Genomic DNA, 19,690 nt, shown 5'->3' with positions numbered 1-19,690 from the left:
CACGTCTCCGTACCACAACGATAACGATGAAGGGATACAGGCCGTGGACGTAGTTTCCGATCCAGCCGCGGGCAGCTTGTTGCGCTCGAAACTCACACCTCCACAGGTTGCCGCCGACTACCTGCCCCGTCCTATGGTGCAAGCCGCCCTGGCTGCCCATCCCCACGCCAGGCTCCTGCTGTTTCTAGCCCCCGCCGGTTTCGGCAAGACCACGGCGCTCGCCGCCATGGCCGAATCGCGCCGGGCGGCCGGCGATGCGGTGGCCTGGGTATCGCTCGGGCCGGACGATGACGATCCTTCCCGGTTTTTCCACCAACTGATCCAGGCCTTGGAACGGGCGATTCCGGGACTGGGCGAGGATGCCCGGCGCTATCTGCAAAACACCATGCGAGTGCCGGTGGCGGCCGTGATGGAGAGTCTGCTGGCGGACCTTGCCCAGCATGACGTGCCCTTGCTGCTGGTGCTCGACGATCTGAACCTGATCCAGGATGCCGAGCTGTTCAGCGCTCTCAATCGGCTGGTCAAGCTGGCGCCGGCGGGTTTTACCCTGGCCGTGGGTAGCCGCGTCCAGCCGCCGCTGAACCTGGCTACCTGGCGCGCCAAGGGGTTGCTTCTGGAAATCGGCCCCGAGGAGCTGCGACTGACCGAAGCGGAAACCCGCGACTACCTGGATCGCTGCGGTCTGACGCTGGACGAGGCATCGCTGGCGGCACTCTATGGCCACACCGAGGGGTGGCTGGTAGGCGTTCACCTGGCCAGCCTCTGGCTGCGTCACCAGCCCCAGGCTTCCCGGCAGATGGTGGAGCTGATCGGCAACCAGGCTGCCGTCGGCGATTATTTGTTGCGCGGGGTGTTCGAGCAGCTTCCTCTCGACCTGCAGGAAACCCTGCTCAACCTGGGTGTGGCCAGCCAGCTCAGTGGCGACCTGGCGAATGCCCTGACCGGACGGCATGACGGCCAGCAATTGCTGGAACAACTGGAAGCCATGCAGTTGTTTCTGATGCCGCTGGACCGGGAACGGCAGTGGTATCGCTTCCATAACCTGTTCGCCGACTTTCTCCGTGCCCGGCTCAAGGACCGCGATCCGGAGCGTTTTCAGCAGCTGCATTTCAATGCCAGTCTCTGGTTCACCAACCACCACATGCAGAACCTGGCGATCCAGCATGCCTGCCTGGCGGAAGATCCGGAAATGCTCGCGGCGCTGGTGGATGGCTGTGGCCTGGAACTGGTCAACCGTGGCCAGCTCGGTGCCATCTACCGGTGGCGGCAGAAGGTCCCGGACGCCATCGCCGAGCGCTTTCCGATCCTGGTACTGGCCGATGTCTGGCAGCGCGCGTCCGAACTGGCACTGCCTGAAGCCAACCGCATACTCGACGAGTTGCTGACGCGCTGGGGCGATGCCCGGGCCAACAGCCCCTTGAACGACAATTACCTGGCCGCCCTGACCGTAAAGGGCGTGATTGCCTTGCAGAAGGACGACTTGGAACTCTGCGTTGGCTTGGCCCGCCGGGTCGAGGGGCAGTTGGGGCAGCACAGTGCCTTTCTCGAAGTGGCCGTGCTGATCATCGGCGCGCTGGCCCAGGTGATGCTGGCGCAACCGGAGCAGGCCCGGCGCCTGCTGGGGTTGGCGCAGCAGCGCAATCACTTCCTCGAAGGACGTTTCCTCGATATGCAGCTGGCCCAGGTGGAGATCTTCCTGGCGCTGGAGCAGGGGGAGGTGAAGCGGGCGCAATTGCTGTTCGACCAGTTGCGTGCCCAGGTCATCCCCTGGTTCGACGAGCGCTCACGGGCGCTGGCCCTGCCGGCTATCACCGAGTCGCTGATCGCTTACCACCAGACCCGCCTGGACGGGCTCGAAGAGCGCCTGGCCTGGGCGCTGAGCCGGGTGGATGTGATCAACCCGATCGACATCTACGCCCGCGGCATGCTGTGCCTGGCGCGTATCCAACGCATGCGCGGCAACACCAAGGAGGCATTGGCGACCCTGGTGGGCATGCAGAACCTGGCGGCGCGCAACCAGTCCTGGCGCTTCTATGTGCAGGCGGTGGGCGATGAGATCGCCCTGATCCTCCAGGAGCCGGCGGTCGATCGGGTCAAGCGGGCCGAGCAGCGGCTGAAGAGTGTGGACTGGGCCAAGCTGGGCGCCAATTACAGCCAGCGCGCCTTCAATCCGGTGCTCTGGATGCAGGGGTTGGTGCGTGTCCGCCTGCAACAGGCGCGCGGTCATTACAGCGAAGCCCTGCATGAAATCGCTCAGTTGCGCGGCCTGCTACAGCCGAACTGGCACGGCTTGCAGCAGCTCCGCCTCGACCTGCTGGCCGCCCTCAGCTACCAGCGTCTGGGCTATCTGGAGCGGGCGCAGTCGCTACTGGTGCAATGTCTGGTCGGTGCCGAACGCGAAGGCGTGCGCAGCCTGTTCATCGAGGAGGGCGAGGCGATCCGCCTGCTCTTGCAGCAGCTCGAGGCGTCGGAGCGGCAACCGGCGCTGCTGGGCTTCATTCGCAGTCTTCTGGCGGTCTGGCCCGGCCAGGCGGCGCGGCAGTCCCTGGAGGTCCTCGAAGAGGGGCTGACCGACCGCGAGCGCGAAGTCATCTGCCTGGCCGCCAAGGGCCTTTCCAACGAGGAAATCGGCCAGCAGCTTGCGCTGGCGTTGGGAACGGTCAAATGGCATCTGCATAACATCTACGAAAAGCTCAAGGTGCGTAACCGGACGCAAGCCATCCGGCGTGCCCGCGAGCTGAGTCTGCTGCAATGAGCGTCCAGTCTTCTGCTCCGTTTCGTCGTGTCCCCCTGTTGCGCACCAAGCTTTTCCCGGCGGAGGCCAGCGGGCGTCCGTTATTGCCCCGGGGCGCGCTGATCGAGCGATTGTTCAACGAACGCGACCGCCGCCTGCTGGTGTTGAGCGCGCCGGCCGGCTACGGCAAGAGCACGGTGCTCGCCCAATTCCGTTTGCGCTTGCAGGGTGCGGGAGCGCAGGTGGCCTGGTTGTCCTGCGACGAGAGCGACAGCGAGCCGCAGCGCTTGCTGCAATACGTGGTGGCGGCCATCGAGGCGGTGGTTCCGGGCTTCGGCAGCAGTACCAGCGCCATGCTCCAGGGTGACGTGAGCTGGCCGGTGGAGGCAGTGATCGACTCCTTCCTGGCTGATCTCAAACGGCTGGAGAGCGAGCTGTACCTGGTGTTCGACGACTTCCACCGCATCCGCCACCCGGCGCTCGGCCAGGCGACGCGCTACCTGGTGGAGCATTTGCCGGCCAATGTCCATCTGGTCACCAGCACGCGCTACCAGCCGCGTTTTCTCGCCGACGAACCCTGGGCTTTCTGGCTGAAGGGCGAGGACTTGCGCCTGACCCGCGAGGAAACCGAAGCCTACTTCCGCGACATCAAGCAACTGCCGTTGAGCGAGTCCGAGCTGGACCAGCTCCAGGCGCGCACCGAGGGCTGGATCACCGCGCTGCATCTCGCCTCCTTGGCCATGGCCCGGCACCCGGACCGGGCTGCGTTTCTCGCCGGCCTGTCCGGTACCGAGCGGAACATTGCCGACTACCTTGCCGAAGATGTGCTCGACAGCCTGCCGGAGCCGTTGCAGCAGTTCCTCGACCAGACTTCGGTACTGGATGAGTTTTGCGCCGACCTATGCAACGCACTCACCGGTCGCCGCGATGGCCTGGACATGCTGATGCGCCTGCAGGGCGAGCAATTGTTCGTGATCCCGCTGGATGACCAGGGCGAGTGGTTCCGCTACCACCACCTGTTCGCCGAGTTCCTCCAGGGGCGCCTGGCTCGCCGCGGCGACAGCAGCGCGCTGTTGCATGCCGCAGCGCGCTGGTGCGAGAGCCGCGATCTGCCGGAACGGGCGATCCGCTATTCGTTGCGTGCCCGCGATTACCGGTTTGCCGCCGAACTGCTGGAGCGCCAGGGGGCTCACCTGATCGCCGGCAACCGGGTGTACAGCATCCTCGCCATGCTCAAGGGCGTGCCTGCCGAGGTGATCCAGGAACATCCGGTGTTCCAGATTTTCTATGCCTGGCAACTGGCGTTCGAGCAGAAGTTCGCCGAGGCCGAGGCATTGATCGAGGAAGTGAGCACGCGGCTGCTGCAAGGGCGCGGCACCGTTCTCCACTTCGGCCTTGCCGAGTTGCTGGCGGCTGTGCAGGTGCTCAAGGCGCTGGTGCTGCTCTATCAGGACAAGCTGGAGAGCTGCCTCAAGGTTGCCCGGCACTGGCTGAGCATCGCGCCGGACAACCAGCCGGTGTTCCGTGCCAGCCTGGCCTGTGTGCAGGCGGCGGCGCATGCCTTGCTCGGCGATTTCGGCGACGCCGAGAAGGCCATCGCCACTGCGCGCCACTGCCTGCGCCAGGTGGACAGCGAATACCTGCACGCGATGACCAGCCTGATCGAAGCGCTGATCTGCAAGGAGCGGGGCGATCTCGAGCGCGGACGCTCCATCGCCGAACTGGCGCGCAACCGGGTCGAGCGCGTGTTCGGCCGGCGCAGCCGGGTCGGCGGCCCCTTGGCGTTGGCCTATGCCGATCTGCTCTACGAGCAGGATCGCCATGCCGCGATCCTCGCTGAGTTGCCCTTGGCGACCACCTGGCGCGACGTAGCGACCCCAGTGGAGTTGATCAGCCGGGGCCATCTGGTCATGGCGCGGGCGCGTTTCTTCGCCGGCGAACCGGAGCAGGGCCTGGCCCAGTTGGACGAATGGCTGGCCAGCCTGCAAGGACCCGGCTACGAACGGGTCTTCGCCCTGGGCATGAGTTGCAAAGTGCAGTTCCTGCTCTGGATGCGGCGACCGAACGAGGCCGAGCGCATTTGCCTGCAACTGGAACGTCATCTCGCCGGTCTTTCGGCAGGGCGCTATCCCGATGCGCATGCCGCGCAGGTGCTGGCGGAAGCCCGGTTGGCCTTGAGCGAGCGGCGCGCCGACAAAGCGCAGGCCATGCTGGAGGCCTGCGTGAGCAAACAGGCGGCGGAAGTGCAGCGCGACCGGCGTTTGCGTCTGTCCTTGTTACTCTCTGTAGCGTATTGGCGGCGCGGTAACAGCGAAAAAGCCTTCGCCCTGTTCCGGTCCACATTGGAAGAGGCCTGGGCCAGTGGCTATCGGCGCCTGTTCCTGGACGATGCGCTGTGGCTGCTGCCGCTCTGGGATGCCTGGCGCGCTGCCGAACCCAGGCGCGCGGGAACCTGGCAGGGTGTCGCGGAGATGCTTCGCGAGCAGTGCCGGCGGCTCGCCGTCGACCCGGATACATTCGAAGAAAATCAAGACGTTAGCCATCGTGAGCGGGAGATCCTGCGGTTCGTGGCGGCGGGGTTGTCGAACCGCGACATCGCCCAGGCGGTGCATCTCTCGGAAGCCACCATCAAGTGGCACCTGCACAACCTGTTCGCCAAGTTGGGAGTACGCAGCCGCACGCAAGCGGTCTTGAAGGGGAAAAGTCTCGGCTTGCTCAGCGAGGCCTGAAGTAAAGCCTCCGCAGCGCTGCCGTTCCGCTCCATCCGTTGGATGGGCTGGCAGGCGAGAGGGTGGCCAGTAGCTTGTTCACAGGACGCGAAGCCAGGGGCTTCACGAATCCATGTCCGACGCGACTAGGGAAGCAGCGTCGGGCCTGGAGATCGGCGCGAGCCGGTCCCACTGCCGGAGACAGGAGTCTGCGGCGGCACCCCGGGGTAACCCACCTGTGATCTTTTGGAGATAAGAAGAATGAAAAGACTCAACCAACTGGCGCTTGCTGCTCTGCTGACCGCTCCGCTCCTGGCCCAGGCCGATCTGAAAGCGATGGACGATGCCGCGCTGGCCGGCGTAACCGGTCAGGACGGAATCAGCATTTCCGGTAGCTTCAACGGCTCCATCGGCAGCATCGTCTACACCGACGGCGATACCAACGGCGGTTCGCTGCGCATGGAAACCGTGTCCTTCGACGGCTTCGACATTTCCGACGACAACCCGCTGATGGTCGATGTGGTCACCAACAGCAGCGGTACCCAGCAGCTGCAGATCAGCCTGCCGGAGATGACCGGCCAGCTGGAAGTCGGCGCCATCAAGGTGGGTAACAGCAGCGCCGCCAGCCTGGGCTCCCTGGCCATCAACGACCTGAACATGGCCGGCAGTACCGTCAAGGTCTGGGGTCACTGAGTTCGGTTGCCCGACCGGAAAGCCCCGCCGGGTCGGCGGGGTTCTCCTCGGCGGGCGGGATCTGGGCGGACGGCATGATCGAAATCCTCGTGGGCAGCCTGATCGGCGTGTTCGGTTTCACCGAGGCGGTGGAAACCAAGCCGCAGCAGCAAGGCACGGTGAACATTACCCAGGCGCTGAACGGGACCGTCCCGGTGCGCGAGTCGGTGGTGCTGGAGCCGATGAGCCAGCTGCAGTTCCGCAATGTGATCCGCCAGGCCTACGACTACAGCTGCGGCTCGGCGGCATTGACCACCCTGCTCGACTACTACCTGGGCCGCAACCTCGAAGAACGCCAGGTGATGGAGGGGCTATTGCGTTTCGGCGAGGCGGAAAAGATCGTCGAGCGGCGGGGCTTTTCGCTGTTGGACATGAAGCGCTTCGTGGCTGCCCTCGGCTATGAGAGCGGCGGGTTTCGCGCCGACTTCTCGGACCTGGATGCCCTCGAACATCCGGCCATCGTGCCGATCGAGTACGCCGGGTTCAAACACTTCGTCGTGGTCCGGGACGTCTACAACGACCACGTGTTCGTAGCCGATCCGGCGCTGGGCAACATCAGTTTCACCCGGACCCGCTTCGAGGAAATCTGGGACCAGAACGTGCTGTTCGCCATCTTTCCCGGCGGGCAGGCGCCGCGCAACGCCTTGCAGCTGACCGAGCGCGACCTGCGCCTGGTCGACGATCGTACGGTCAGCCTGCTGGCCTTCAGGGAGTTTCCCGAAATCGCCAAGTTCACCTCGGAGCAGGCCACCGAGCTGGGCTCCGGAGGCGACATCCAGTACATCCGCCGCAAGTAAACGTCTGTTGCACGAAGCCCGACAACAATAACGAGATGGGGATAGCGTCATGGGAGTGAGGGGGTGCGCATGGCTGGCCATGCTGACGCTTCTGGCCGCCGGGCCGGTGATGGCCGATGAGCCTTCCGTCGATGATGCCCGTGAGGCATTGAGCAAGAAAGAAGACGATGCCGATAGTACCAAGGCCCTGGAGGAAGTCTTCCAGGCAGCTGAGAAGAGCTACACCCTGCTGAAGAAGGGTGAGCGCACGCTGACCTACGGCTTCGACTATTCCCTGACCCGCGACACCCTGATCGAGACGGTCCGTACCGGCAATAACGTCTACAGCGTGATCGGCCAGAGCGAGGCCCAGCACACCTTCACCAATTCGTTCACCTTCGACTATGGCGTCTGGGACAACCTGACCTTCAGCGTGCGCCTGCCGTTTGTGGCCAAGTACGACACCGAGCGCGACCTCAACGTCTACAGCCTCGGCGACGTTTCCGCCTCACTGCGCTGGCAGCCCTGGGCTTCGCTGCGCGGCCGTCCGGTCACCACGCTCTACGCGACCCTCGGCCTGCCCACCGGGGAGAGCCCCTACGACATCAACAGCGATACCGATCTCTCCACCGGCAACGGCTACTACAGCCTCGGCTTCGGCGCCAACATGTCCTATGTGATCGATCCGGTCGTGCTGTTCGGTTCGTTGGGCTACACCTATAACCTGCCTATCCACGGTATCCACCAAGTCCGCGGCGGACGCCTGCTGGAAGGGGTCGATCCGGGCTCGACCTTCAACTTCAGCATGGGCTTCGCCTATGCGCTGTCCTACGACGTTTCGCTGGCGGCTTCCTATCAGATGGCGCATTCCCTGGCGCCGGAGTTCAAGTTTTCCGACGTCACGCTGGAGGGGCGCGAGCAGACCAGTTCGGTCATGAACTTCTCCCTCGGCCTGCGTACCTCGCCGGAGCATATCGTCAACATCAACGCCGGCTTCGGCATGACGGAAGACTCTCCCGACGTGTTGCTGGGGCTTTCCATGCCCTTGGACATCAAAGGCCTGAAGGCCCCCTGACAGCGAGCGATCAGCATGATCATGCGTATTTCGCCGCTCGCGCGGGCGATCTCCGGGATAGCTCTGCTCTGGGCCGGTGCCGCCAATGCCCAACTGGCGCAGAACCTGACCATCGGCAACCCCAAGGCCATGGCCCTGGGCAACGCGATCACCGCCGACTCCAGCGGTATCGATGCCGTGCACTACAACCCGGCGGCCCTGACCAAGCTCAAGGGGCGCCAGACCGTCGTCAAGTTCATCACCGGGATGATGGATATCCGTGCCGACTTCGATGCGCCGCCGGACTACGGCAGCAGCTTCTTCGGCCTGAAGGACGACCCGGTGGCCAACAGTTCCAGCCGGACGACCACAGCGGCCATGTACCTGCCCGGCCTGGGCGGGGCGATGGAAGTCCCGCTGCTGTTCGCGCCCCTGGCGGGCCTGTCGATCAATCCACCGGGGTCGAAATTCACCTTCGCCACCAATGTCTATACGCCCCAGGCCTTGGGGTTCACCCGCGACTCAGACGACCCGGCTCGCTACCAGGGCCGGGAAGTGGTGCTGCAACGGCTGACCTATTTCTCGCCGTCGATCGGCTACCAGGTCAACGACGAGCTGTCGGTGGGGCTGTCGATTGGTTTTTCCCACCAGGCCATGGCCATCAACCAGGATTTCCGCGCACCCAACGTCCTGACCGGCCTGACCGGGGCCGCCCAGGACGCGCTCTGTACGGTCGACGGCAACCCGTTCGAGGTGCTGTTGAACATCTGCGGCGGCGACCTCGGTCCGTTCACCGACATCGCCAATATCGACATCGACATGCAGCAGACCCTGTCGCCGACCTGGAACATCGGCTTTCTCTGGGAGCCGACCGACTGGTTCGCCTGGGGTGCGGTGTACCAAAGCGAGGCGAAGATGCACCTGCAGGGCAAGTACCGGGTCGATTATTCCCAGGACTGGCAGGGCTTCTGGCGGGGCTTGGACAGTTCGCTGATCGGCGTGATCTTCAGCAGCATCACCCCGGACGGCGTATTCGACGAAGAAGAAGGCAATGTGTCCCTGGACCTGACCTACCCGGCGCACTTTGCCACGGGGATCAAGATCAAGCCGCATCCGAAATGGCAGATCAACTTCGATCTCAAGTGGACCGATTACGATGCCTGGGACAAGTTCGAGCTGGAGTTCGACCGCGAACTGGACGTGCTGCGGATCGCCAAGCTGTTTTCGCCGAACAACGCCACCTCGCACAGCATCATTCTCGACCGCAACTATGAGTCGGTATGGAGCTGGGCATTGGGTGTCCAGTACGAAGTCAACGACCGCCTGAGCCTGCGTTTCGGCTACGAGCCACGCCGTTCGGCGATCCCGGGCAACGCCGCCGATGTCCTGGCGCCGCTCGGCGAGGCCACGTTGTACGGTCTTGGCGCGGGCTATCGCTGGGACAAGGACACGGTGATCGACGTCGGCTTCAATTATCTGGTCAGCAAGCAGGACATCCCGGCCCGCTCGAGCTGCAACGTCAACTGTTCGAACCTGGACAGCATGGTCTACAACCCGTACGCCGATCTGGACATCGAAACCACGGTCAAGGCCTACGTGTTCGCACTGACCTACCAGACTGCTTTCTGAGGCTTTCCATGCGCGTTCTTGCTTTCGGTCTCGCACTTCTTCTCAGTCTGCCGCTCCAGGCCGCTGGTGGGCGTTACCTGACCTGGGTCGATGATCAAGGGCGACTGCACAATACCTTCGTCGATTCGCGTTATGCCGAGCAGCAGAGCCAGGCCCGGCAGCGGATCGCCCGCAGCGACCAGGCGCGCCAGGGCGACGAGCAGGGCACCCGCTGGCCCGGAAGCCAGAGCAGCGGCGAGCAGAAGCGCCGGTATTTCACCTGGGTGGATGCCAACGGCAACCTGCAGAACAGCTTCTACGCCGGCGCCCAGGCCAGGGACGGCCGGCCGGACATCCGGCTGCCCAATGGCCAGCGTTCAGGCGAATACATCGACGCTGATGTTTTGGAGGGGAGGGGATTCGTCCGTAGCGAGTATGGCAGTCCCTACTACACCTGGGTCGACGAGCAGGGCCGTATGCGTAACTCGCCTGTGCCGAGAGAGCGTGTCGCCGAGGCGGCTCCGACGCAGCAGGCCCGTTACAGCGAAGGGCGCGAGGTTGCGTTCGAGCGACGCGCACCGGCGCTGCCGGGGTTGGATGGCCAGCCGACGGAGGCGATGAAGGCGCTCCTGCAAGGCAGCAAAGAGCAGCAGCAGAGCCTTTATCAGAGCCTGGTGGATCGCTGCTGTACCCAACTGTCGGAGGACGCATTCACCGACCTGTCGGTGGATCAGCCGCGTTACGAGGAACTGAATCGCTATTCGCCGAGCTTCGATTTCCCCATGGGGCGTAGCTACTACGCGGCCCTCCGGCTACCACGCTCGCACCGGGTCTACGGTTTGCGGATACGCAGTTTCGCCAACAAACAGGTGGTCTACCCGTCGCTGCTGTTCCTCGACGAGGCGAAGCGCCCGACCCGTCTGGTCAGCGATGCGGTCTACCAGTTGCACGGCGAGACCTGGTATCGCTATGCGTTCATCGAAGGGACGATTCCGGTCCGGGCGGCGGAGGGGGAACGTTATGTGTTGCTGCTGACTACCGACGAGGACCGCACTCTACAGACCCTGGACAACAAACCGTTCAAACGCCCCTTGCAGGAGCTGTCGGTGAACGAGATGGGGATGCAGGTGCACGCCCATGGCAACGAGGGCGGCTTCGAGCTGGCGATCGTGCGGTAGGGGGATGATGGCCCTGAAGCAGGCCGCTGATCGACCTGGGACGAATGAATTCGCCCCTACGGGACCGTGGGGGCGAATCCTTGGTGGTGCGACTCAGCTTTCTGCCGGGTGCACGTGGCCGAACAGTTGCTGAGAGAAGCGCACGCGCTCCTCGACACTGTCCTTGACGCCTTTTTTCTTCAGCTCTTCCAGGCGCGCTTCCACGGCATGGGTGCGGTGCACCAGGCCGCAGTCGTTGGCGATCTGGATGTTCAGGCCGGGACGGGCGTTGAGTTCGAGGATCAGCGGCCCCTTGTCCTGGTCCAGTACCATGTCCACGCCGATGTAGCCGAGGCCGCACAGCTCGTAGCAGCCGGCGGCCAGCTTCATGAAGCCGTCCCAGTTCGGCAGTTGCACGCCGTCCACCGCGTTGTTGGTGTCCGGATGCTTGACGATCTTGTTGTTCAGCCAGGTGCCGCGCAGGGTGATGCCCGTGGCCAGGTCGACACCGACGCCGATGGCGCCCTGGTGCAGGTTGGCCTTGCCATTGGACTGCCGGGTCGGCAGGCGCAGCATTGCCATCACCGGATAGCCCATCAGCACGATGATGCGGATGTCCGGCACGCCTTCGTAGCTGATGCTCTTGAAGATCTGGTCTGGTGTGACCCGGTACTCGATCAGCGCGCGGTCGCGGTGGCCGCCGAGGGAGTAAAGGCCGGTGAGGATGCTGGAAATCTGATGCTCCAGCTCCTCGTGGGTGACGATCTTGCCGGATACCGTCTTGTAGCGGCCTTCGAAACGGTCGGCGATCACCGTGATGCCGTCGCCGCCGGCGCCTTGCGCCGGCTTGATCACGAAGTCGTTGTGCTCGCCGATGATCTCGTTGAGCTTGTCGATCTCTTTTTCCGTCTCGATGATCCCGTACAGCTCGGGCACATGGATACCCGCGTCGATCGCACGCTGCTTGGTGATGATCTTGTCGTCGACGATGGGATACAGGCTGCGCTTGTTGTACTTCAGCACGTAGTCCGCATTGCGCCGGTTGATGCCCATGATGCCTTTCGCTTCGAGGGCCTTCCACGTCTTGATCAGACCGAACATGGCTTAGTCCTTGAGAAAGGCTTTGAAGCGGAACAGCTCCGTCAGGCGGTAGCCGCGGTAGCGCCCCATCGCCAGCATGAAGCCCACCAGCACCAGCAGCACGGCCGGGAAGGTGAAGACGAAGTAGGTCAGCTCTGGCACGTTCATCAACACGTGCGCCAGGGAGGCGGCGATGATGGTGCCCACGCCGACCTTCATCGCATGGCCGCCGCCGCGTTCTTCCCAGGTGATCGACAGGCGTTCGATGGTCATGGTCAGGATCACCATCGGGAACAGCGCCACGGACAGGCCGCGCTCCAGGCCCAGCTTGTGGCTGAGCAGGCTGATCACGGCGATGAGCACGACCACGAAGGTCAGCACCACCGAAAGTCGAGGCAGCATCTGCAGCTTCAGGTGCTCGAGGTACGAGCGCAGCGACAGGCCGAGGGCGGTGATCAGGGTGAACAGCACGATACCGAAGCCGAGCTGGGTCTCGCGGAAGGCGAGGGCGATCAGCACCGGGGTGAAGGTGCCGAGGGTCTGGATGCCGATCAGGTTGCGCAGCACCAGGATCACCAGCACGCCGATCGGGATCATGATCATGATCTGGTAGGTCTGCTGGGTGGAGAGCGGCAGGCCGTACAGCGAGTACTCGAGGAAGTCGACGTCGGTGTTTTCGTCGGTCAGCTTGGCCAGGCGGATGGCGTTCATCTCACTGTTGTTCAGGGTGAAGCTGACCTGGGCCTGCTTGCCGCCCTCGACGGCCACCAGCGGGTCGTCGCCGATCCACCACATCAGGCGGTCCGCGGGCATGCCTTGCTCGCCGGTTTCAGGGTTGAAGTACAGCCACTTGTCGCCGTTGAAGCTACGCAGCCATAGCTCGGGGCTCTGCGGCTGCTCACCGATCAGGCGAATGGTGTGGACGCGCTCCATCGGCACGTGGGCGATGGACAGCAGCAGTTCGATGATGCGGGCCTTGTTCGGCGTCGAGGCATCGCCGGCCATCAGCAGCTTCACGTTGTCGTCGTTGGCGTTGTTGACCCGCTTGATGGTTTCGCCGATGAAGGTCTCCACGTCGGCCGAGTGCTGGCGGATGGGCGCCAGCAATGCTTCCGCCGCGATCTTTTCCGCGCCTTCGACGGGGATGCTGTCACGGAAGATCGGACCCTTGGGCTTCGCCTGCTCGCCGCTGTAGCGCTTGGTCAGCACCAGGCGGTAGTAAAGGGTCTGCTTGCCGCTGGCGCGGCGGGCCGACCAGGTTACCCGGCGGTTGCCGTCGACCCGGTTGACGCTGACACCGTAGTTGTTGGAGATGAAGCTCTCGTTGAGGCTGACGTAGTCCTGGTTCAGCGGCGGGACGAACATCTGCACCTTGACCGGCTCACGAGGGTTGGCCTGGAATTCGACCTTGGCGTCGATATTCCAGAGATCGTCGGTTTCGTCTTCCGTCACCGGGATACCGAGGATGAAGATCTGATAGGCCGTGATCAGAACGCCAAGGGTCACCAGCAAGGTGATCAGGACTTTCAGATGCAGGTTGAGAGAGCGCATGTGTATTACTCAGCGGAGTTTGCGTCGGAAGTACAACCGGGCTTGCCGGCTGCATATTTTAGGCTCGGGTCGACCAGCGCCCCAAAGCGCTTGAGTGCCTCGGAGCCGATCAGAAGCGGGTATTGGAAGGCGCTCCGGTCGGTCAAGTTCACTTCGATGCTGCGTAGCGTCCTGCCCATGCAGATTTCCATTTCGATCACCGGGCGTGCGGTGTAGGTCTTTTCTTCCTCGGGATCATAGTCGCCTGCGCGGCGCTTGATCTTGCTGATGCGGGCCAGCGGCCGCTCGATGGGATGCTCGTGGGCATCGTCGACGCCGAGATAGAAACGTACCCAGGTCTCCCCATCGCGCTTGAAGCGTTCGATATCGCGCGCGCTCAGGGACGCGGTCTTGGCGCCGGTGTCCAGTTTCGCGGCGATTTCCACGTCGATGTCGGTCAGTTGGGCATATTCGTTCAGACCATAGATGGTCTTCTCGGCGGCGAGACTCTGGCCGGTCACGAGAGGCAGGCAGGACAGCAGGGCGTAAGGCTTGAGTCTCATAGATCCTTGTTTGATGTATCGCGATCGTCGTTCGGTGGATCGGCTGGGCACGGGTGACTCCCGCGAGCCGGCGAGCGGGCTCCGATCGGGCGCAATGCGGCCGGCATTCTAACATGCGGTCCTTCCGTCGCCACTGCACTTATAGGCATTTTTGGGTAATTGCCGAGGCGATGCGATTTTTTGGTTATGAGTGCGATTGTCGACAATAGTCTAGGTTTGTTTGACAGGTCGCCCATTGGGAGGTAGTTTTTTGCCGAAACGAGCGCCTGGTTGTCGACAATATGCAAGACGTCCTTGAATCCACCCCTGTCGTCCCGGAAGACTCCGGCACGCTTTCCGAACACGTTTTCCGGCGTATCCAGGCGGCGATCGTGAAAGGTGAGATCGCGCCGGGCAGCAAGATTTCCGAGCCCGAGCTGGCGCGTACCTACGGCATCAGCCGGGGCCCCCTGCGCGAGGCGATCCACCGGCTGGAAGGGCAACGCCTGCTGGTGCGAGTGCCCCATGTGGGCGCCCGGGTGGTTTCGCTCAGCCATGCCGAGCTGATCGAACTCTACGAAATCCGCGAGTCCCTGGAGGGCATGGCCTGCCGGCTGGCGGCCGAGCGCATGAGTCAGGCGGAGATCGACGAGCTGCGCCGGGTGCTGGAGACCCACGAGCGCGATGCGGCGTTTCAGGCCGGTGTCGGCTACTACCAGCAGGAAGGCGATTTCGATTTCCACTACCGGATCATCCAGGGCAGCGGCAACCGTACCCTGGCCAAGCTCCTGTGCGACGAGCTGTATCAACTGGTGCGCATGTACCGCATCCAGTTCTCCGCCACGCCGAACCGGCCACGCCAGGCCTTCGCCGAACACCACCGCATTCTCGATGCCATCGCCGACCATGACGGCGAATTGGCCGAACTGCTGATGCGCCGCCATATCGGCGCGTCCAAGCGCAACATCGAGCGTCACTTCCAGGACGCTTCGGACAAGACAGCCACAAAACGAGGTGAGTCATGAGTCAAGCATCTGCCGGGCAGCGCTTTCGCGATGCCGTCGCCAGCGAACATCCGCTGCAAGTGGTCGGCGCGATCAATGCCAACCATGCGCTGCTGGCCAAGCGCGCCGGCTTCAAGGCGATCTATCTGTCCGGCGGCGGCGTCGCGGCCGGCTCGCTGGGCCTGCCGGACCTCGGCATCACCGGCCTGGACGACGTGCTGACCGATGTTCGCCGCATCACCGACGTCTGCGACCTGCCGCTGCTGGTGGATGTCGACACCGGCTTCGGCGCATCGGCCTTCAACGTGGCGCGTACCGTCCGCTCGATGATCAAGTTCGGCGCCGCCGCCATCCATATCGAGGACCAGGTCGGCGCCAAGCGTTGCGGCCACCGGCCGAACAAGGAAATCGTCACCCAGCAGGAGATGGTCGACCGGATCAAGGCGGCGGTGGACGCACGCACCGACGACAGCTTCGTGATCATGGCGCGCACCGACGCATTGGCCGTGGAAGGACTCAACGCTGCCCTCGATCGCGCGGAAGCCTGCATCGAGGCGGGGGCGGACATGATCTTCCCCGAGGCCATCACCGAATTGGCCATGTACAAGACCTTCGCCGACCGGGTGAAAGCGCCGATCCTGGCCAACATCACCGAGTTCGGTGCCACGCCGCTGTACACCACCGAGGAGCTGGCCAGCGCCGATGTATCCCTGGTGCTCTATCCGCTGTCGGCGTTCCGCGCTATGAACAAGGCGGCGGAGAATGTCTACACCGCAATCCGCCGCGACGGCACCCAGCGCAACGTGATCGACACCATGCAGACCCGCATGGAGCTGTACGAGCGCATCGACTACCACAGCTTCGAGCAGAAACTGGACGCCCTGTTCGCCCAGAAGAAGAGCTGACCCGCCGGCCGGTGGGGCCGGTCGAAATTGCAGCATCCAGAACACGTTCAAGAAGGAGAGAGCAATGGCTGAAGCAAAAGTATTGAGCGGGGCCGGCCTGCGTGGCCAGGTAGCCGGCCAGACCGAACTCTGCACCGTGGGCAAGACCGGTGCCGGGCTGACCTACCGCGGTTATGACGTGCGCGAGCTGGCCGCCGGGGCCTGCTTCGAGGAGGTCGCCTACCTGCTGTTGTACGGCGAGTTGCCGAACCAGGCGCAACTCGATGCCTACCGCAAGAAGCTGCAGGGACTGCGCGATCTGCCCCAGGCGCTGAAGGAAGTGCTGGAGCGCATCCCGAAGGATGCCCATCCAATGGATGTGATGCGCACCGGCGCGTCGGTGCTGGGTACGCTGGAGCCGGAAACCGGCTTCGAACAGCAGCGCGACAAGGCCGACCGTCTGCTGGGCATCTTCCCGGCGATCATGTGCTACTGGTATCGCTTCAGCCATGAGGGCGTGCGCATCGACTGCACCTCCGCCGAAGAATCCATCGGCGGCCATTTTCTCGCGCTGCTGCACGGCAAGAAGCCGTCCGAGCTGCACGTGAAGGTGATGAACGTTTCGCTGATCCTCTATGCCGAGCATGAGTTCAACGCGTCCACCTTCACCGCGCGGGTCTGTGCCTCGACGCTGTCCGATATTTTTTCCTGCGTCACCGCTGCCATCGGCTCGCTGCGTGGCCCGCTGCACGGCGGTGCCAACGAGGCGGCGATGGAATTGATCGAGCGCTTCGCGTCGCCGGAAGAGGCGGTGACCGAACTGCTCAAGATGCTCGAGCGCAAGGACAAGATCATGGGCTTCGGCCATGCCATCTACAAGGAGTCCGACCCGCGCAACGAGGTGATCAAGGGTTGGTCGAAGAAGCTCGCCGACGAAGTGGGCGACACCGTGCTGTATCCGGTGTCTGAAGCCATCGACAAGACCATGTGGGAGCAGAAGAAACTGTTCCCCAACGCCGACTTCTACCACGCCTCGGCGTATCACTTCATGGGCATCCCGACCAAGCTGTTCACCCCGATCTTCGTCTGTTCGCGGGTGGCGGGCTGGACTGCCCACGTGTTCGAACAGCGTGCCAACAACCGCATCATCCGCCCCAGTGCGGAATACACCGGCGTCGAGCAGCGGCCGTTCGTGCCCGTGGAAAAACGCTGAGTGAAAGCCCGGGGAGCCGGCGGCCGTGGCCGCTCCCCGGACTTGCCCCCCGATGAGTAGCCGACCGAGTCCGAGATCATGAACACCGCATACCGCAAACCCTTGCCGGGCACTTCGCTGGACTACTTCGACACGCGTGCCGCGGTCGAGGCGATCCAGCCCGGCGCCTACGCCACCTTGCCGTACACTTCGCGCGTACTGGCGGAAAACCTCGTGCGTCGCTGCGACCCGGCGACCCTCACCGACTCGCTGAAGCAACTCATCGAGCGCCGTCGCGACCTGGACTTCCCCTGGTTCCCGGCCCGCGTGGTGTGCCACGACATCCTCGGCCAGACCGCGCTGGTGGACCTGGCCGGTCTGCGCGATGCCATCGCCGACCAGGGCGGCGATCCGGCCAAGGTCAATCCGGTGGTGCCGGTACAACTGATCGTCGATCACTCGCTGGCAGTGGAGTGCGGCGGCTTCGATCCCGATGCGTTCGCCAAGAACCGCGCCATCGAGGATCGGCGCAACGAGGACCGCTTCCATTTCATCGAGTGGACCAAGCGGGCGTTCCAGAACGTCGATGTAATCCCGCCGGGCAACGGGATCATGCACCAGATCAACCTGGAGAAGATGTCGCCAGTGATCCAGGTGCGCGACGGCGTGGCTTTCCCTGATACCTGCGTTGGCACCGACAGCCACACCCCCCACGTCGATGCGCTGGGTGTGATTGCTATCGGCGTCGGCGGTCTTGAGGCCGAGAACGTGATGCTGGGTCGCGCGTCCTGGATGCGCCTGCCCGACATCGTCGGCGTCGAGCTGACCGGCAAGCCGCAGCCGGGCATCACTGCCACCGACGTGGTGCTGGCGCTGACCGAATTCCTGCGCAAGGAAAAAGTGGTGGGTGCCTACCTGGAGTTCCGCGGCGAGGGAGCCGCCGCCCTGACCCTGGGCGACCGTGCGACCATCTCCAACATGGCTCCCGAATACGGCGCCACGGCCGCGATGTTCTTCATCGACCGGCAGACCATCGACTACCTGAAGCTCACCGGCCGCGACGACGCTCAGGTGCAACTGGTCGAGACCTACGCCAGGGAAACCGGGCTGTGGGCCGACAGCCTGAAGAGCGCCCAGTACGAGCGCTCGCTGACGTTCGATCTGTCCAGCGTAGTGCGCAACATGGCCGGGCCGTCCAACCCGCATGCGCGGGTGGCGACTACCGACCTCGCCGCCAAGGGCATCGCCGGCCATTGGGAAGAGGTGCCGGGGCAGATGCCGGATGGCGCGGTGATCATCGCTGCCATCACCAGTTGCACCAACACCAGCAACCCGCGCAACGTGATCGCGGCGGGCCTGCTCGCGCGCAATGCCAACCGGCTCGGCCTGGTTCGCAAGCCCTGGGTGAAGTCATCCCTGGCGCCCGGTTCCAAGGCGGTGAAGCTTTACCTGCAAGAGGCCGGTCTGGAGCAGGAGCTGGAGAAGCTGGGCTTCGGCGTGGTGGCCTTCGCCTGCACCACCTGCAATGGCATGTCCGGCGCGCTGGACCCAAAGATTCAGCAGGAAATCATCGACCGCGACCTGTATGCCACCGCCGTGCTGTCCGGCAACCGCAACTTCGACGGGCGTATCCATCCCTACGCCAAGCAGGCATTCCTGGCTTCGCCGCCGCTGGTCGTGGCCTATGCCATCGCCGGCACCATCCGCTTCGACATCGAGAAGGATGTGCTGGGCGTGGTCGACGGCAAGGAAATTCGCCTGAAGGACATCTGGCCGTCGGACGAAGAAATCGATGCCGTGGTCCGTTCCGCGGTGAAGCCCGAGCAGTTCCGCCAGGTCTACATCCCGATGTTCGACCTCAGCCGTGAGACCTCCGCGCAGGTCAGCCCGTTGTACGACTGGCGACCGATGAGCACCTACATCCGCCGTCCGCCATACTGGGAAGGCGCCCTGGCCGGCGAGCGCACGCTGCGCGGCATGCGCCCGCTGGCGGTGCTCGGCGACAACATCACCACCGACCACCTGTCGCCATCCAATGCGATCCTGGCGAACAGCGCGGCGGGCGAGTACCTGGCGAAGATGGGCCTGCCGGAAGAGGACTTCAACTCCTATGCCACCCACCGCGGCGACCACCTGACCGCCCAGCGCGCCACCTTCGCCAACCCGCAGCTGATCAACGAGATGGCGGTGGTCGATGGCCAGGTCAAGAAGGGTTCGCTGGCGCGCATCGAGCCGGAGGGCAAAGTCACCCGCATGTGGGAAGCCATCGAGACCTACATGGAGCGCAAGCAGCCGCTGATCATCGTCGCTGGCGCCGACTACGGCCAGGGTTCGTCCCGCGACTGGGCGGCCAAGGGCGTACGCCTGGCCGGCGTCGAGGCCATCGTCGCCGAAGGCTTCGAGCGCATCCATCGCACCAACCTGATCGGCATGGGCGTGCTGCCGCTGGAATTCAAGCCGGGCACCACGCGCAAGACGCTGGGCATCGACGGTACCGAAACCTTCGATGTGGTCGGGACACGCAAGCCGCGTACCGACCTGACCCTGGTGATCCATCGCCGGAATGGCGAGACCTTGGAGGTCCCCGTGACCTGTCGTCTGGACAGCGACGAGGAAGTCTCGATCTACGAGGCGGGTGGCGTGTTGCAGCGGTTCGCCCAGGACTTCCTCGAAGGCGCCGTCGTGTGAA

The 19,690-nt window shown here is 63.9% G+C and carries 14 protein-coding genes; 11 read left to right on the top strand and 3 right to left on the bottom strand.

Annotated features, from left to right (window positions below; genetic code table 11):
- Positions 1 to 43: 43 nt before the first annotated feature.
- From PIN01S_RS03500 to PIN01S_RS03470, 7 genes are all read left to right on the top strand, one after another.
- Positions 44 to 2,755 carry a winged helix-turn-helix domain-containing protein gene (locus tag PIN01S_RS03500; RefSeq protein WP_244505942.1) on the top strand — a complete coding sequence of 904 codons (2,712 nt, stop codon included), beginning with the start codon at positions 44 to 46 and terminating at the stop codon, positions 2,753 to 2,755.
- Positions 2,752 to 5,463, top strand: a complete 2,712-nt coding sequence (locus PIN01S_RS03495) for a helix-turn-helix transcriptional regulator (RefSeq protein WP_084333740.1) — start codon at positions 2,752 to 2,754, stop codon at positions 5,461 to 5,463. Before PIN01S_RS03500 ends, PIN01S_RS03495 begins: the two co-directional genes overlap by 4 nt.
- 240 nt (positions 5,464 to 5,703) lie before the next feature.
- Positions 5,704 to 6,135 carry a DUF6160 family protein gene (locus PIN01S_RS03490; RefSeq protein ID WP_084333739.1) on the top strand — a complete coding sequence of 144 codons (432 nt, stop codon included), beginning with the start codon at positions 5,704 to 5,706 and terminating at the stop codon, positions 6,133 to 6,135.
- Between the two features lie 74 nt (positions 6,136 to 6,209).
- Positions 6,210 to 6,971, top strand: coding sequence for a C39 family peptidase (locus tag PIN01S_RS03485; protein WP_084333738.1), 762 nt, complete (start codon positions 6,210 to 6,212; stop codon positions 6,969 to 6,971).
- A gap of 49 nt (positions 6,972 to 7,020) precedes the next feature.
- Positions 7,021 to 8,025: a transporter gene (locus tag PIN01S_RS03480; RefSeq protein ID WP_084333737.1), complete on the top strand. Its 1,005-nt coding sequence runs from the start codon at positions 7,021 to 7,023 to the stop codon at positions 8,023 to 8,025.
- Between the two features lie 15 nt (positions 8,026 to 8,040).
- The gene (locus PIN01S_RS03475) at positions 8,041 to 9,633 is read left to right on the top strand and encodes an outer membrane protein transport protein (protein ID WP_090257137.1); all 1,593 of its coding nucleotides are present in this window, start codon (positions 8,041 to 8,043) and stop codon (positions 9,631 to 9,633) included.
- A gap of 8 nt (positions 9,634 to 9,641) precedes the next feature.
- Positions 9,642 to 10,790: a MalM family protein gene (locus tag PIN01S_RS03470; RefSeq protein WP_084333736.1), complete on the top strand. Its 1,149-nt coding sequence runs from the start codon at positions 9,642 to 9,644 to the stop codon at positions 10,788 to 10,790.
- A gap of 93 nt (positions 10,791 to 10,883) precedes the next feature.
- Here PIN01S_RS03470 and PIN01S_RS03465 read toward each other — a convergent pair whose 3' ends face one another.
- Genes PIN01S_RS03465 through rloA form a run of 3 tightly spaced genes read right to left on the bottom strand, consistent with a single transcriptional unit; the run spans position 10,884 to position 13,942 of the window.
- Positions 10,884 to 11,870: an alpha-L-glutamate ligase-like protein gene (locus tag PIN01S_RS03465; RefSeq protein ID WP_084333735.1), complete on the bottom strand. Its 987-nt coding sequence runs from the start codon at positions 11,868 to 11,870 to the stop codon at positions 10,884 to 10,886.
- 3 nt (positions 11,871 to 11,873) lie between these two features.
- Positions 11,874 to 13,400, bottom strand: a complete 1,527-nt coding sequence (rloB, locus tag PIN01S_RS03460; RefSeq protein ID WP_084333734.1) for an osmotic stress tolerance membrane protein RloB — start codon at positions 13,398 to 13,400, stop codon at positions 11,874 to 11,876.
- A 5-nt stretch (positions 13,401 to 13,405) separates the two neighbouring features.
- Complete coding sequence (gene rloA / locus PIN01S_RS03455) at positions 13,406 to 13,942, bottom strand: retropepsin-like aspartic peptidase RloA (RefSeq protein ID WP_084333733.1); 537 nt, start codon at positions 13,940 to 13,942, stop codon at positions 13,406 to 13,408.
- Positions 13,943 to 14,223: 281 nt separating this feature from the next.
- Here rloA and PIN01S_RS03450 point away from each other — a divergent pair, with 281 nt between their 5' ends.
- The 4 genes from PIN01S_RS03450 (at position 14,224) to acnD (ending at position 19,689) form a co-directional block, all read left to right on the top strand.
- Positions 14,224 to 14,946 carry a GntR family transcriptional regulator gene (locus PIN01S_RS03450; RefSeq protein ID WP_084333732.1) on the top strand — a complete coding sequence of 241 codons (723 nt, stop codon included), beginning with the start codon at positions 14,224 to 14,226 and terminating at the stop codon, positions 14,944 to 14,946.
- On the top strand, positions 14,943 to 15,830 hold the full coding sequence (gene prpB, locus PIN01S_RS03445) for a methylisocitrate lyase (RefSeq protein WP_084333731.1): 888 nt from the start codon (positions 14,943 to 14,945) through the stop codon (positions 15,828 to 15,830). The genes PIN01S_RS03450 and prpB overlap by 4 nt, the downstream gene beginning before the upstream one ends.
- 64 nt (positions 15,831 to 15,894) lie before the next feature.
- On the top strand, positions 15,895 to 17,022 hold the full coding sequence (prpC, locus tag PIN01S_RS03440) for a bifunctional 2-methylcitrate synthase/citrate synthase (RefSeq protein ID WP_084333730.1): 1,128 nt from the start codon (positions 15,895 to 15,897) through the stop codon (positions 17,020 to 17,022).
- Between the two features lie 78 nt (positions 17,023 to 17,100).
- Entirely contained in the window at positions 17,101 to 19,689 is a 2,589-nt protein-coding gene (acnD, locus tag PIN01S_RS03435; RefSeq protein WP_169715782.1) for a Fe/S-dependent 2-methylisocitrate dehydratase AcnD, read from the top strand.
- Position 19,690 lies beyond the last annotated feature (1 nt).

The organism is Pseudomonas indica NBRC 103045, from assembly GCF_002091635.1.
GTDB classification, from domain to species: Bacteria; Pseudomonadota; Gammaproteobacteria; order Pseudomonadales; family Pseudomonadaceae; genus Pseudomonas_M; species Pseudomonas_M indica.
The sequence above is the reverse complement of the archived record's forward strand: the minus strand, read 5'-3'. Positions and strand labels throughout refer to the sequence as shown.